The organism is Streptomyces sp. NPDC030820 (assembly GCF_055572075.1).
The window spans coordinates 1-13735 of record NZ_JBVIEB010000010.1 but is presented as its reverse complement, the minus strand read 5'-3'; the positions used below and the strand labels follow the sequence as shown (position 1 = coordinate 13735).

The window sequence follows — 13735 nt, the reverse complement described above, 5'->3', positions numbered from 1 at the left end:
GAGGGGTGTGCTCTGTACCCGGGGTCTTGTTGGGTTTCACCTGTTTTGGTCCCCCCCGTGTTTTTTTCCTTTGGTTCTTTTGGGGGGTTTCCCCCGCCCCCCCCCCCCCCCCCCACCACCCCTCATGTGCGAGTCGGCTCAGACGGCGAGCGCCTGGGCGCGGCGCTTCACCTCCGTGCCGCGATTCTCGCTCAGAGCCTGCGCGGGGGTGCCGGGCAGGGTCGGGTCGGGGGTGAAGAGCCATTCGATCATCTCTTCGACCGTGAAGCCGTCGTCCCGCAGGAGCGTCAGGGTGCCGGACAGGCCCTTGACGACCTTGTCCCCGTCGATGAAGGCGGCGGGGACGTGCAGCGCGCGGTTCTCACCCCGGCGTACGGCGATGAGCTGGCCCTCCTTGACCAGCTGCCGCACGCGCGTCACCTCGACGCCGAGCTGTTCGGCGATGTCGGGGAGGGTGAGCCAGGCGGGGACGAGAGCATCGATCTTTGCGTCAATCTCGGTCACAGGACAAGCCTAGGCGCTCCGCCGGTTCAGTCGCGATGTGGTCGGTGCCGGGTTGTGTCGTCTGTCGGGTGCGGGTTCGTCGTGGTTGCTCGCGCCCACGCGGCGGTGGCCGCATACCAGTCACAGCCCCGCGCCCTTACGGGGCGCCGCCCAAAGCCCCCTGACTAGTCGGCCGCGGCATCCTTCAGGGGCTTTCCGGGGTCGGCCAAAGCCTCCGGGTCCATGGCGCGGCCCGCCTCGATCAGCCGCCGGCCCTGTGCCAGATCACGCGGACGGCCCACCGCCAGCAGGGCCGTCAGCCGGTCCTCGTGGAGCCAGCACACCGTCCAGGCCGGGCCGGACGGGTCGCCGCGCCAGACCATGCGGTCGGCGGCGGCGTGGTGGCCGGCGTACTGGACGAAGCGGCCGAACTGCTCGGACCAGAAGTACGGCACCGGGTCGTAGACCGCCGGGGTCTCGCCGAGGATGTTCGCGGCCACCGTGCGCGGGCCCTGGAGGGCGTTGTCCCAGTGGTGGACGAGCAGCCGTTCGCCGTAGCGGGCGGAGGGGAAGGAGGCGCAGTCGCCGACGGCGTACACGTCCCGCACGGAGGTGCGCAGACGGTCGTCGGCGAGGACGTCCCCGTGCGGGCCCAGCTCGACGCCGGAGCCGGCCAGCCAGGCCGTGGCGGGGCGGGCGCCGATGCCGACGACGACGGCGCCCGCGGGCAGCCGGGTGCCGTCGGCGAGCACCACCGCGCCGGGCTCGATGCGCTCCACGCGCGCGTGGGTGCGCAGTTCCACACCCGCGTCGGCGTACCAGCCGGTCATGGGGGCCGCGACCTCGGCGGGCAGGGCGCCGGCGAGCGGACGGTCGGCGGCCTCCACGACGGTCACCTCGCAGCCGGCCTCGCGGGCGGCCGTGGCGAACTCGGCGCCGATCCAGCCGGCCCCGACGACCACGATCTCGTGCTGCCGGGCGAGCACCGGCTTCAGCCGTTCGGCGTCGTCCAGGGTGCGCAGCAGATGCACGCCCGGCACCCCCTCGCTGCCGGGCAGGTTGATCGGCTCGGCGCCGGTGGCGAGGACCAGGACGTCGTACGGCACCGGGCCCGCCTCGGTGTCCAGCTCGTGTTCGGCGGGGCGCAGGCCCAGCACCTCGCAGCCGAGCCGCAGCTCGACGCCGAGGGACTCGAAGTCCACGTCGAAGGCGGAGTCCTCGGCCTTGCCGAGCAGCACGGCCTTCGACAGCGGCGGCCGGTCGTACGGCTGGTGCGGCTCCGCGCCGATCACGGTGACGGGGCCCTTGAAGCCCTGTTCCCGCAGCGCGACCGCGGTCTGCACCCCGGCCATGCCCGCACCGACGACGACCACGCGCCGCCCCGCTGACGTGCCCCCTTGCGCTGTCTGCTCGCTCACCCGATCACCATAGACACGTGACAACGCGTCAGTCAGCGGGCGTGCCCGGTGACCTGTTCCACAACGCTCGTACCGGCGCCCGCCTGGGACTCCCACTCCCAGGTCTCCTCCAGCCGCACCCGCCCGTCCGGCAGCTCCACGACCGTGGAGACACAGTGCCCCGAAGAGGTCGTGCCGTCGGTCTTCAGCTGGACATAGCGGAAGTCCAGCCGGTCACCCTCCCGGGTGCCGGCCAGATGACCGCGTACGACATCGCCGCCCGCGTACTCGGCCCAGATCTCGCCGTCCTTCTCGTGGTACGTGAACCGGGTGCGGGTACCCACCTGACCTGGGGCTTGGTCCGCCACGGGGGCGAGGATCAGTCCGTCGAGCGACCGGGCCATCGGCAGGGGCTCCCTTACGGGTGACGAGGGGGGCGGGCTAGGGTGGCCACCGTACAAGCACTCGCGGGAGCCCGGACGCACCGGGCTGAGAGGGAGGCTGGCGGCCTCCGACCGTACGAACCTGATCCGGGTCATGCCGGCGAAGGGAGGGGCTGGACGCCCATGTCGTCACGTACGTCCGATACGTCCGACGTCCTCGTCCTGGGGGGCGGAATCATCGGCCTGGTCACGGCCTGGCGCGCGGCACAGCGCGGGCTCGCGACCGCCGTGGTGGACCCCGAGCCCGGCGGCGGCGCCGCGCAGGTCGCGGCCGGGATGCTGGCCGCCGTCACCGAACTGCACTACGGCGAGGAGAAGCTGCTCGCCCTGAACCTGGAATCGGCCCGCCGCTACCCGGACTTCGCGGCCGAGCTGACCGAACTGACCGGCCACGACCTGGGCTACCGCCGCTGCGGCACGCTCGCGGTCGCGCTCGACGCCGACGACCGCGCCCACCTGCGCGAACTGCACGCGCTGCAGCAGCGCTCCGGCCTCGACTCGCAGTGGCTGTCCGGACGGGAGTGCCGGCGCCTGGAGCCGATGCTGGCGCCCGGGGTGCGCGGCGGGCTACGGGTCGACGGCGACCACCAGATCGACCCGCGGCGCCTTGCGGCGGCCCTGGTGGCCGCGTGCGAGCGGGCCGGCGTGGTGTTCCACCGTGCGTGGGCCGAGCGGCTGGACGTCGCAGGGGACCGGGCCGCCGGGGTCACGCTCGCGGACGGCACCGGGCTGAGCGCCGGGCAGGTGGTGCTCGCGGCCGGCAGCATGAGCGGGCGGCTCGCGGGCGTGCCGGAGGCGCTGCTGCCGCCGGTGCGGCCGGTGAAGGGGCAGGTGCTGCGGCTGACGGTGCCGCGCCGGTACGCGCCCTTCCTCAGCCGTACCGTACGGGCCGTGGTCCGCGGCAGCCAGGTCTACCTGGTGCCCCGCGAGAACGGTGAACTGGTCGTCGGCGCGACCAGCGAGGAGCTGGGCTGGGACACGACCGTCACCGCGGGCGGCGTGTACGAGCTGCTGCGCGACGCCCATGAACTGGTGCCGGGCATCACCGAACTGCCGCTCACCGAGACCCGGGCCGGGCTGCGCCCCGGCTCCCCCGACAACGCGCCGCTGCTCGGCCCGTCCGGGCTCGACGGTCTGCTGCTGGCCACCGGGCACTACCGCAACGGGGTGCTGCTCACGCCGGTCACCGGGGATGTGATGGCCGAGGTACTGGCGGGCGGCCGGCTCCCGGAAGAAGCCCGTCCCTTCACACCGCAGCGCTTCGGCGCCGCCGTCCTCTTGGAGCAGCCCGCATGAGCGTCTCCGTCACCGTTTCCATCTCCGTCAACGGAGAGCGCCGGGAGATCGTTCCGGGTACCGCTCTCGACATCGTCGTACGCTCGCTGGCCCCGTCGCCCTCCGGGGTGGCCGCCGCCGTCAACGAGACCGTCGTCCCGCGCGCGCAGTGGGCGGCCACGGCGCTGGCCGAGGGCGACCGGGTCGAAGTCCTCACCGCGGTCCAGGGAGGCTGAGCCATGGCCGACGATCCCTTGGTCCTCGGGGGTACGACCTTCTCGTCGCGGCTGATCATGGGTACCGGTGGTGCGCCCAGCCTGGAGGTGCTGGAGCGGGCGCTGGTCGCCTCCGGTACGGAGCTGACGACGGTCGCGATGCGGCGGGTGGACCCCTCCGTGCACGGTTCGGTGCTGTCGGTGCTGGAGAAGCTGGGGATCCGGGTGCTGCCGAACACGGCGGGCTGTTTCACGGCGGGCGAGGCCGTGCTGACCGCGCGGCTGGCGCGGGAGGCGCTGGGCACGGATCTGATCAAGCTGGAGGTCATCGCCGACGAGCGGACGCTGCTGCCGGATCCGGTGGAGCTGCTGGAGGCGGCGGAGACGCTGGTCGACGACGGGTTCACGGTGCTGCCGTACACCAATGACGATCCCGTGCTGGCGCGGAAGCTGGAGGACGTCGGCTGTGCGGCCGTCATGCCGCTGGGGTCGCCGATCGGGTCCGGGCTCGGGATCCGTAACCCTCACAACTTCCAGCTGATCGTCGAGCACGCGCGCGTGCCGGTGATTCTGGATGCGGGGGCCGGTACGGCGTCCGATGTCGCGCTGGCCATGGAGCTGGGGTGTGCCGGGGTGATGCTCGCGTCCGCGGTCACGCGCGCGCAGGAGCCCGAGATGATGGCCGCCGCCATGAGGCACGCGGTGGAGGCGGGGCGGCTGGCTCGGCTGGCGGGGCGGATTCCGCGCCGGCACTTCGCGGAGGCCTCCTCCCCCACCGAGGGACGCGCCCGCCTGGATCCCGAGCGCCCGGCCTTCTGATCGCAGGGGAGTCACAGCTGTGCTGCAGTCCGACCCCGTGACCAGCGCACCGTGCGGCACTGTCGGTGTGTCCTCGTAGACTCCCCTGCGTGGATACGACCCTTCAGGACCCCCTCGTCGGGCAGGTGCTCGACGGCCGTTATCGCGTCGACGCGCGGATCGCGGTCGGCGGGATGGCCACGGTCTACCGGGCCCTGGACACCCGTCTGGACCGTGTGCTCGCGCTGAAGGTGATGCACCCGACGCTCGCGGCCGACGGATCCTTCGTGGAGCGGTTCATCCGGGAGGCGAAGTCCGTCGCCCGGCTGGCGCACCCGAACGTGGTGCAGGTCTTCGACCAGGGGACCGACAGGTCGTACGTGTACCTGGCGATGGAGTACGTCGCCGGGTGCACCCTGCGGGACGTGCTGCGCGAGCGCGGGGCGCTGCAGCCCCGCGCGGCACTGGACATCCTCGAACCCGTCCTCGCCGCGCTCGGCGCCGCGCACCGGGCCGGGTTCGTGCACCGCGACATGAAGCCCGAGAACGTGCTGATAGGCGACGACGGGCGGGTCAAGGTCGCCGACTTCGGGCTCGTGCGGTCCGTGGACACCCAGACCAGCACGACCGGCGCCGTCCTCGGGACCGTGTCGTATCTCGCGCCCGAGCAGATCGAGCAGGGCACCGCCGATCCGCGCGTCGACGTCTACGCGTGCGGTGTCGTGCTCTACGAGATGCTGACCGGGGGCAAGCCGCACTCCGGGGACTCCCCGGCCCAGGTCCTCTACAAGCACATCCACGAGGACGTGCCGCCGCCCTCGGCACTGGTGCCCGGGCTGTCGTATGAGCTGGACGAGGTGGTCGCCTCGGCGACCGCGCGCAACCCGGACATCCGGCCGCACGACGCCGTGGCGCTGCTCGCCCAGGTACGCGAGGCGCGCCAGGGGCTGAGCGACGAGCAGCTGGACGCGGTGCCGCCGCAGGCGCTGTCCGCGGAGCACGACAACGCCGGCGACCGTACGAGCGTGATACCGCGCTCGCTGACCTCCCCCACGCTCGGCTTCGCTCGCGCGGGGGGACCCCCGTCCCGGCCGCTGCCCGTGGGCGAGGAGGAGCCGACCGGGGGCGGCGTCCAGCACACCAGCCGGCTGCAGGAGCCGCCGTCCCCATCGCCGCGCCGGTCGCGGCGCCTGGTGCTGACGGTCGTCGCCGCCGTGCTGGTGGTGTTCGGCCTGGGCGCCGGCGTCTGGTACATCAACTCCGGCCAGTTCACCAAGGTCCCGCCGCTGCTGGCGAAGACCGAGGCGCAGGCCCGGGACCGGCTGAGGTCGGCCGGGCTGGAGGTCGGGCAGGTCAGGCGCGAGTACAACGACGCGGTCCAGCGGGGCACGGTCATCGGCACCGACCCCGCGCCCGGTGCCCGGATCCGTGACCACGACTCGGTGACGCTGACCATCTCGCTGGGACCGGAGACGGTGAACGTGCCGGATGTCGCGGGCCGCCCCCTGGCCGAGGCGCGGGCCCGGCTGAAGGCGGACGGGCTGGAACCGGGCATGGTCACCCGGGAGTTCAGCGAGGACGTCGCCAGGGGCTCGGTGATCGCCACGACACCGCAGGCCGGCACCAAGCGGCACGCCGGGTCGGCGATCGCGCTGACCGTCAGCAAGGGCCGCCCGATCGACGTGCCGGACGTCACCGGTGACGATCCGGCCGACGCCAGGCAGCAGCTGACGGAGGCCGGGCTGAAGGTGAAGATCGCGCCTCAGCAGGTCAACTCCGAGTACGACAAGGGCAAGGTGGCCCGGCAGAGCCCGGGCGACGGCAGCCAGGCCGCCGAGGGCGACACGGTGACGCTGACGCTGTCCAAGGGCCCGGAGATGGTCGAGGTGCCGGACGTGGTCGGCGACAGCGTCGACGACGCCCACAAGGCGCTGGAGAGCGCCGGGTTCAAGGTGGAGGAGGACCGCGGCCTGCTCGGGCTGTTCGGCGACACCGTGAAGAAGCAGTCGGTGCAGGGCGGCGACAAGGCGCCCAAGGGGTCGACCATCACGATCACCATCCGCTGACCAGGGTACTTGCGAGCCCGTCGGCAACAGTGTCAACCGGCCGTCGTCGATGGACTGTTGCTCCCTCCGCCCGCCCCCTCCGGGGCCGCTACCACGGCGGCTTCGCGGTGCTCGTCCGGTGGCGCGGCAGACGGGGGGAGGCGTCTTGGGGGTGGAACCGGTCGCGGAGTTGACCACAGCCGACGTCTGGCAGGTCGACGCCCGCCACCCGGGCTGCGGACACCGCTCTTCCGACCCGGGCGAACACCCGCCCCCGGACTCCGGGCACCCGTGGCCCGGCCCGGGCCCGCGCCCCCGGACTCAGACGCCCCTCTCCCGCCCCGGGCCGGCGGCCGCCTCCCGGGCTTCGGGCGCGGCGGACGGCCAGGACGCGCCATCCGGCCGGATGCCGTCGAGCGCCTCCCCGAGGCCCTCCTGGGCACGCCTGACGACCGTGCCACCGTTGACCGAGATCTCCTCCAGGCCGTAGACGTCCTCATCCGGCAGCGAGAAGCTGACGACGTCCCCCACGTACACCCTCCCCTGGCGTCCGCACAGGTGCGCTGGTGCAGTCGTACCCTGATCGAGGGCGTCCCCACACGCCCTGGCATGCTGGGTGAGCCATGACCTCACCAACCTCCCCCTCACTCCCGGCCTCCCGCGTCCGCAACCCCGTCGGCGGTCATGTCCCGGTCGCCGGTGGCCTGCACTCCGTGGGGCTGTCGTACGCCCGTGAGCTGCGGGCGGAGACCGTGCAGGTCTTCGTGGCCAACCCGCGGGGCTGGGCCACGCCCGCCGGGAACCCGCGGCAGGACGAGGCCTTTCGCGCGGCCTGCGCCGAGGAGTCGATCCCGGCGTACGTCCATGCGCCCTACCTGATCAACTTCGGCTCGCACACCGAGGTGACCGTGGAGCGGTCGGTGGAGTCGCTGCGACACTCCCTGCGGCGCGGTCGGGAGATCGGTGCGCTGGGCGTGGTCGTGCACACCGGGAGCGCGACCGGCGGGCGGGCCCGGGAGGTGGCGCTCAAGCAGGTGCGCGCGCACATGCTGCCGCTGCTGGACGAGCTGACGCACGACGACGACCCGTTTCTGCTGCTGGAGTCGACCGCCGGACAGGGCGCCTCGCTCTGTTCGCGCACCTGGGACTTCGGCCCGTACTTCGAGGCACTCGACGCGCACCCGAAGCTCGGGGTCTGCCTGGACACCTGCCACGTCTTCGCCGCGGGCCACGATCTGACCGGGCCGAGCGGGATGCACCAGACCCTGGACCTGCTGGTGGACACCGTCGGTGAGGGCCGCCTGAAGCTGATCCACGCCAACGACTCCAAGGACGTGGTCGGCGCGCACAAGGACCGGCACGAGAACATCGGCGCCGGCCACATCGGCGAGGACCCCTTCCGGGCCCTGATGTCCCACCCCGCGACCGAGGGCGTACCCCTGATCATCGAGACGCCCGGCGGCAAGGCGGGGCACGCGGCGGATGTCGAGCGCCTGAAGAAGCTCAGGGACGGCTGAGGAGCCGGTCTAGTCCTGGTCTAGTCCTCGTTTTCGAACAGCACGATGGTGTGGGTCAGCGCGAGCGAACGAGTGTTCCACGCTGAAGCAGCTCACGGCGGTCGTCCGGAAGGCCGTCGCGCACACGCGCCGCGGCTTCCGGGAAGATCACGTTGAACACTGCCATCGGGGGCTCCCTGCATGCCTGTCGGAGTGACCGGCACCGAGCTTGCCGGCGCCGAGAGCCCCGCCGGTCAGAGCTCGGGCCCCTCGCCCGGTTCCTCCTGGTACGAGTACCGCTGTTCCTTCCACGGATCGCCGATGTTGTGGTAGCCGCGTTCCTCCCAGAAGCCGCGGCGGTCGGCGGTCATGTACTCGACGCCGCGGACCCACTTGGGGCCCTTCCAGGCGTACAGGTGGGGCACGATCAGGCGGACCGGGAAGCCGTGCTCGGCGGTGAGGAGTTCGCCGTCCTTGTGGGTGGCGAAGAGGGTGCGGTCCGAGGCGAAGTCCGACAGGCGGAGGTTCGAGCTGAAGCCGTACTCCGCCCAGACCATCACATGGGTGACGTCCGGCGCCGGCGGGGCCAGCTCCAGGATGGTGCGGGCGGGGATGCCGCCCCACTCCGCGCCGATCATGCTGAACTTCGTCACGCAGTGCAGGTCGGCCACCACGGTGGTGTACGGCAGGGCCGTGAACTCCTCGTGGTTCCAGATGTGCTTGTCACCGTCGGCGGTGGCGCCGAAGACCCGGAACTCCCAGCGCTCGGGGCGGAACTTCGGGACGGGTCCGTAGTGCGTGACCGGCCAGCCGCGCTGGAGCCGCTGACCCGGCGGAAGCTCGGACCCTGCCGTTGCTCCAGACTCTCGCTCCACCGGATGACCCATGTATCCATCCTGACAGACCTGGGGCAGTGCCCTTGACCACCCTCCAGAAAATCGGGCAAGCAATATCAATTCAGCAAGTATTTACTAAGTGCGCACTTACTGGACGATCTTCGTCGCCGATGCCATCATGCGGCGCTATCGGCCGGGTCCGGTTTACCTGGAAGGAGTCCATTGCGATGCAGGGCGACCCCGAGATCATCGAACTGCTCAACGAACAGCTGACCGCCGAGCTGACCGCGATCAACCAGTACTTCCTGCACGCCAAACTGCAGGATCACAAGGGGTGGTCGAAGCTCGCCAGGTACACCCGGGAAGAGTCGTTCGACGAGATGCGGCACGCGGAGATCCTCACCGACCGCATCCTGCTGCTGGACGGCCTGCCGAACTACCAGCGGCTCTTCCATGTCCGGGTCGGGCAGACGGTGACCGAGATGTTCCAGGCGGACCGGCAGATCGAGGTCGAGGCGATCGACCGGCTGCGCCGGGGCGTCCAGGTGATGCGCGAGAAGAACGACATCACGTCGGCGAACGTCTTCGAGGCGATCCTGGCCGACGAGGAGCACCACATCGACTACCTGGACACCCAGCTGGAACTCGTGGACAAGCTGGGCGAGGCCCTCTACCTCTCGACCGTGATCGAGCAGAGCCAGCCCGACCCCTCAGGCCCGGGCACCGGCGGCTTCTCCGCGCACTGAGCGCCGGCCCGCACGACTGCTAGGCCGCCTCGTCCAGTCGCCCCAGCGCCGGGACACGCCGTTCGACCAGCTCCCGGCGGGGACAGGCGCCCCGGCCGAGCAGCGCCTGAATGCGCCGTACACAGTTTCCGCAGTCCGTGCCCGCCTTGCAGGCGGAGGCTATCTGGCGGGGGGTGCAGGCACCGTCCTCCGCGTGCTGCTTGACCTGGGCCTCGGTGATGCCGAAGCAGCTGCAGACGTACACGCGGACTCACCTCCCGACGGGATCACTATTACTGCCATCCCCTTGATCGGTGAGGCAAACCTAACCTTACCCGTCGCACAGGGCCCGCAAAAGTGGGGAAGGGCGCGGATCGGATGTGATCCGCGCCCCAGATCGCCCACGGGTCCGGCCGGGCCCTACTGGTCCCGGTACATCTCCGCGACCAGGAACGCCAGGTCCAGCGACTGGCTGCGGTTCAGCCGCGGGTCGCAGGCCGTCTCGTAGCGCTGGTGCAGGTCGTCGACGAAGATCTCGTCGCCGCCGCCCACGCACTCGGTGACGTCGTCGCCGGTCAGCTCCACATGGATGCCGCCCGGGTGGGTGCCGAGCGCCTTGTGGACCTCGAAGAAGCCCTTGACCTCGTCGAGCACGTCGTCGAAGCGGCGGGTCTTGTGCCCGGAGGCCGCCTCGAAGGTGTTGCCGTGCATCGGGTCGGTCACCCAGGCCACCGTCGCGCCGGACGCCGTGACCTTCTCCACCAGCTCGGGGAGCTTGTCGCGGATCTTGTCGGCGCCCATCCGGACGATGAAGGTCAGCCGGCCCGGCTCCCGCTCGGGGTCGAGGCGGTCGATGTACTGCAGCGCCTCCTCGGCCGTCGTCGTCGGGCCGAGCTTGATGCCGAGCGGGTTGCGGATCTTCGAGGCGAACTCGATGTGCGCCCCGTCCAGCTGGCGGGTGCGCTCACCGATCCACACCATGTGCGCGGAGACGTCGTACAGCTGGCCGGTGCGCGAGTCGACCCGGGTCAGGGCGGACTCGTAGTCCAGCAGCAGCGCCTCGTGCGAGGAGTACAGCTCGACGGTCTTGAACTCCTCCGGGTCCGTGCCGCAGGCCCGCATGAAGTTCAGCGCGTTGTCGATCTCGCGGGCGAGCTGCTCGTAGCGCTGGCCCGACGGCGAGGTCTTCACGAAGTCCTGGTTCCAGGCGTGCACCTGGCGCAGGTCCGCGTAACCGCCGGTGGTGAAGGCGCGCACCAGGTTCAGCGTGGACGCCGAGGCGTGGTACATGCGCTTGAGCCGCTCGGGGTCCGGGATGCGGGACGCCTCGGTGAACTCGAAGCCGTTGACGGAGTCGCCCCGGTACACCGGGAGCGTCACGCCGTCGCGGGTCTCGGTCGGCTTGGAGCGGGGCTTGGAGTACTGCCCGGCGATACGGCCGATCTTCACCACGGGCACGGCGGCCGCGTAGGTGAGGACGGCACCCATCTGGAGCAGCGTCTTCAGCTTGTTGCGGATGTGGTCGGCGGACACCGCGTCGAACGCCTCGGCGCAGTCGCCGCCCTGGAGGAGGAACGCCTCTCCCTTGGCGACGGCCGCCATCCGGGCGCGCAGCTGGTCGCACTCGCCCGCGAAGACGAGCGGCGGATACGACTCGAGGTCCGCGATCACTGCGCGCAGAGCCTCGGGGTCGGGGTACTCGGGCTGCTGCGCCGCGGGCAGGTCTCGCCAGGTGTTGCCAGCGCTCGGGCTGGTCTTAGCGTTCACGGTCACCTCGTAAACATTACGGGGTCGTGTCGCATGCCCCATCTTCTGGCTCGAAAGGTGAGACGCGCGGGTTGTCCTGTGGACCGGGGGACAGGTGCGGTAGGGTTCTCGCCATGTTCGCGCTTTCGATCCAGAACTGGTGGTGGACCGCTCATCCGGCGGCCCACTGACTGCGCGTACGCAAGACTTCGCGAAGGCCGCCCGAGGGGCGGCCTTCGGTGTGTCCGGGGTCGTTCCTCACCGACATCGACGGAAGAGGACCCATGGACCTGGCACAGCTCCCGCACGACGACCGCCCCTTCGCCCTGCTCCGCCGCCGCACCCCGGGCCGCGACGAGCACGCGGTGGAGGTGCTGATCGGCCCGGTGACCCGCCGCGACCGGCTCGCCGACCTGCCCGACGAGGGGCTCGCGCTGGTCCCGTTCCGGCAGATCCGCGAGCGCGGCTTCGACGTCCGCGACGACGGCACCCCCCTGCTGGTACTCACCCCCGAGGAGACCTACGAGGTCCCGCTCGACGTGGCGCTGGCGCAGCTCCCGGCGCACCGGGTGCGCGTCGAGGGCGGCGGCTTCGACGTCGGCGACGAGGAGTACGGCGGGATCGTCGGGCGGGTGCTGGCGGAGGAGATCGGCCGGGGCGAGGGCGCGAACTTCGTGATCCGGCGCACCTACGAGGGTGAGATCCCGGGGTTCGGCCGCGCCGACGCGCTCGCGCTGTTCCGGCGGCTGCTGGAGGGCGAGCGGGGCGCGTACTGGACGTTCGTCGTGCACACCGGGGACCGCACGCTGGTCGGGGCCAGCCCCGAGGTACACGTCCGCATGTCGGGCGGGACGGTCGTCATGAACCCCATCAGCGGGACCTACCGCTATCCCGCCGAAGGCCCGACCCCCGGCCCTCTCCTCTCCTTCCTCGCCGACGGCAAGGAGATCGAGGAGCTGTCGATGGTGGTCGACGAGGAACTGAAGATGATGTGCACCGTCGGCGACATGGGCGGGGTCGTCGTCGGGCCCCGGCTGAAGGAGATGGCGCACCTCGCGCACACCGAGTACGAACTGCGGGGGAAGTCCTCCCTGGATGTGCGGGAGGTGCTGCGGGAGACCATGTTCGCGGCGACGGTGACCGGCTCGCCGGTGCAGAACGCGTGCCGGGTGATCGAGCGGCACGAAGTCGGCGGCCGGGGTTACTACGCGGGCGCGCTGGCGCTGCTCGGCCGCGACTGTGGGGGCGCGCAGACCTTGGACTCCCCCATCCTGATCCGCACCGCCGACATCTCGTCCCAGGGACGGCTGCGGGTCCCGGTCGGGGCGACTCTGGTGCGTGGCTCGGACCCGGCGGGCGAGGTCGCGGAGACGCACGCGAAGGCGGCGGGGGTGCTGGCGGCCCTCGGGGTACGGCCGTCCCGGCCGCGCGAGGAGCGGGGGCGGCCCCGGCTGGCCGACGACCCGCGGGTGCAGGCGGCGCTGGACGGCCGGCGGGCCGCGCTCGCACCGTTCTGGCTGCGGATGCAGGAGCCGGCGCGTGAGCTGACCGGCCATGCCCTGGTCGTGGACGGCGAGGACACCTTCACCGCGATGCTGGCGCATGTGCTGCGCTCGGGCGGCCTGGAGGTGACCGTACGGCGGTACGACGAGCCGGGGCTGCGGGCGGCCGTGCTCGCGCACGAGGGGCCGGTGGTGCTCGGCCCCGGCCCGGGCGACCCGGCGGAACTGGCCGACCCGAAGATGCGGTTCCTGCGGGAGCTGACCGCCACCGTGATCCGGGAGCACCGGCACGGGGTGCTGGGTGTCTGCCTGGGCCATGAGCTGATCGCGGCCGGGCTGGGGCTGGACATCGTCCGCAAGGAGGTGCCGTACCAGGGGGCGCAGACCGCGATCGACCTGTTCGGGCGGCCCGAGACCGTCGGCTTCTACAACAGCTTCGTCGCCCGCTGCGACGAGGAGACGGCCCGGGAACTGGCCGCGCACGGCATCGAGGTGAGCCGGGCGGCGAACGACGAGGTGCATGCCCTGCGGGGTGCCGGGTTCGCGGGTGTGCAGTTCCACCCTGAGTCCGTCCTCAGCCTGAACGGGGCCGCGATCGTGCGGGAGCTGGTCGGTCAGCTGCGCGGGGCCAGCAGGGCGGGGTGAGCGGGCGGGGGGGGGGGGGGGGCTCCCCCCCCCCCCCCCCCCCCCCACCCCCCCCCCACCCCCCCAACCCCCCCCTCCCCCCTCCGCTTTTCCCTCTCCCGCCCTCCCTTCCACTCTCGAATCGAGGCA

Annotated in this window: 15 protein-coding genes and 1 riboswitch; of the genes, 8 read left to right on the top strand and 7 right to left on the bottom strand. The window is 71.7% G+C overall.

Annotation, left to right across the window (positions count from 1 at the left end):
* Positions 1-138: 138 nt before the first annotated feature.
* From ACZ418_RS26510 to ACZ418_RS26500, 3 genes are all read right to left on the bottom strand, one after another.
* Positions 139-504, bottom strand: a complete 366-nt coding sequence (locus ACZ418_RS26510; protein ID WP_055707421.1) for an Rv2175c family DNA-binding protein — start codon at positions 502-504, stop codon at positions 139-141.
* 164 nt (positions 505-668) lie between these two features.
* Positions 669-1901, bottom strand: a complete 1233-nt coding sequence (locus ACZ418_RS26505) for an NAD(P)/FAD-dependent oxidoreductase (RefSeq protein ID WP_468367477.1) — start codon at positions 1899-1901, stop codon at positions 669-671.
* A gap of 32 nt (positions 1902-1933) precedes the next feature.
* Positions 1934-2284, bottom strand: a complete 351-nt coding sequence (locus ACZ418_RS26500; RefSeq protein ID WP_468367475.1) for an avidin-fold protein — start codon at positions 2282-2284, stop codon at positions 1934-1936.
* A gap of 53 nt (positions 2285-2337) precedes the next feature.
* Positions 2338-2449, top strand: a riboswitch (TPP riboswitch).
* Between ACZ418_RS26500 and thiO the strand changes: the two genes are divergently transcribed.
* The 4 genes from thiO (at position 2447) to pknB (ending at position 6677) form a co-directional block, all read left to right on the top strand.
* Complete coding sequence (gene thiO, locus ACZ418_RS26495; RefSeq protein ID WP_468367472.1) at positions 2447-3619, top strand: glycine oxidase ThiO; 1173 nt, start codon at positions 2447-2449, stop codon at positions 3617-3619. It overlaps the preceding riboswitch by 3 nt.
* On the top strand, positions 3616-3834 hold the full coding sequence (thiS, locus tag ACZ418_RS26490) for a sulfur carrier protein ThiS (RefSeq protein WP_468367469.1): 219 nt from the start codon (positions 3616-3618) through the stop codon (positions 3832-3834). The genes thiO and thiS overlap by 4 nt, the downstream gene beginning before the upstream one ends.
* Before the next feature lie 3 nt (positions 3835-3837).
* A complete protein-coding gene (locus ACZ418_RS26485) occupies positions 3838-4632 on the top strand; it encodes a thiazole synthase (protein ID WP_468367466.1) in 795 nt (264 codons plus the stop codon).
* Between the two features lie 89 nt (positions 4633-4721).
* A complete protein-coding gene (gene pknB / locus ACZ418_RS26480; protein WP_468367463.1) occupies positions 4722-6677 on the top strand; it encodes a Stk1 family PASTA domain-containing Ser/Thr kinase in 1956 nt (651 codons plus the stop codon).
* 300 nt (positions 6678-6977) lie between these two features.
* Here pknB and ACZ418_RS26475 read toward each other — a convergent pair whose 3' ends face one another.
* Positions 6978-7187 carry a hypothetical protein gene (locus ACZ418_RS26475; RefSeq protein WP_468367459.1) on the bottom strand — a complete coding sequence of 70 codons (210 nt, stop codon included), beginning with the start codon at positions 7185-7187 and terminating at the stop codon, positions 6978-6980.
* Between the two features lie 92 nt (positions 7188-7279).
* On the opposite strand from ACZ418_RS26475, the gene ACZ418_RS26470 reads away from it, so the two are divergent.
* Positions 7280-8173, top strand: a complete 894-nt coding sequence (locus ACZ418_RS26470; protein ID WP_468367456.1) for a deoxyribonuclease IV — start codon at positions 7280-7282, stop codon at positions 8171-8173.
* A gap of 233 nt (positions 8174-8406) precedes the next feature.
* On the opposite strand, the gene ACZ418_RS26465 is transcribed toward ACZ418_RS26470, so the two are convergent.
* The gene (locus tag ACZ418_RS26465; RefSeq protein ID WP_468367452.1) at positions 8407-9039 is read right to left on the bottom strand and encodes a sulfite oxidase-like oxidoreductase; all 633 of its coding nucleotides are present in this window, start codon (positions 9037-9039) and stop codon (positions 8407-8409) included.
* Between the two features lie 176 nt (positions 9040-9215).
* On the opposite strand from ACZ418_RS26465, the gene bfr reads away from it, so the two are divergent.
* Positions 9216-9734: a bacterioferritin gene (gene bfr / locus ACZ418_RS26460; protein WP_468367449.1), complete on the top strand. Its 519-nt coding sequence runs from the start codon at positions 9216-9218 to the stop codon at positions 9732-9734.
* Between the two features lie 19 nt (positions 9735-9753).
* Here bfr and ACZ418_RS26455 read toward each other — a convergent pair whose 3' ends face one another.
* Together ACZ418_RS26455 and ACZ418_RS26450 are read right to left on the bottom strand one after the other, a co-directional pair.
* Positions 9754-9978: a (2Fe-2S)-binding protein gene (locus ACZ418_RS26455; RefSeq protein ID WP_468367446.1), complete on the bottom strand. Its 225-nt coding sequence runs from the start codon at positions 9976-9978 to the stop codon at positions 9754-9756.
* A 155-nt stretch (positions 9979-10133) separates the two neighbouring features.
* Entirely contained in the window at positions 10134-11486 is a 1353-nt protein-coding gene (locus ACZ418_RS26450; protein ID WP_468367443.1) for a class II 3-deoxy-7-phosphoheptulonate synthase, read from the bottom strand.
* Positions 11487-11593: 107 nt separating this feature from the next.
* On the opposite strand from ACZ418_RS26450, the gene ACZ418_RS26445 reads away from it, so the two are divergent.
* Both ACZ418_RS26445 and ACZ418_RS26440 read left to right on the top strand, forming a co-directional pair.
* Positions 11594-11650, top strand: coding sequence for a trp operon leader peptide (locus ACZ418_RS26445; RefSeq protein ID WP_115913573.1), 57 nt, complete (start codon positions 11594-11596; stop codon positions 11648-11650).
* Positions 11651-11743: 93 nt separating this feature from the next.
* On the top strand, positions 11744-13606 hold the full coding sequence (locus tag ACZ418_RS26440) for an anthranilate synthase family protein (RefSeq protein ID WP_468367440.1): 1863 nt from the start codon (positions 11744-11746) through the stop codon (positions 13604-13606).
* Positions 13607-13735: the final 129 nt, after the last annotated feature.

Bases quoted from the DNA above. Each gene is read 5' to 3' on its own strand.
- thiS (WP_468367469.1), top strand. From the start codon at position 3,616: ATGAGCGTCTCCGTCACCGTTTCCATCTCCGTCAACGGAGAGCGCCGG.
- ACZ418_RS26500 (WP_468367475.1), bottom strand. From the start codon at position 2,284: ATGGCCCGGTCGCTCGACGGACTGATCCTCGCCCCCGTGGCGGACCAA.
- ACZ418_RS26440 (WP_468367440.1), top strand. From the start codon at position 11,744: ATGGACCTGGCACAGCTCCCGCACGACGACCGCCCCTTCGCCCTGCTC.
- ACZ418_RS26485 (WP_468367466.1), top strand. From the start codon at position 3,838: ATGGCCGACGATCCCTTGGTCCTCGGGGGTACGACCTTCTCGTCGCGG.
- ACZ418_RS26465 (WP_468367452.1), bottom strand. From the start codon at position 9,039: ATGGGTCATCCGGTGGAGCGAGAGTCTGGAGCAACGGCAGGGTCCGAG.
- ACZ418_RS26470 (WP_468367456.1), top strand. From the start codon at position 7,280: ATGACCTCACCAACCTCCCCCTCACTCCCGGCCTCCCGCGTCCGCAAC.
- thiO (WP_468367472.1), top strand. From the start codon at position 2,447: ATGTCGTCACGTACGTCCGATACGTCCGACGTCCTCGTCCTGGGGGGC.
- bfr (WP_468367449.1), top strand. From the start codon at position 9,216: ATGCAGGGCGACCCCGAGATCATCGAACTGCTCAACGAACAGCTGACC.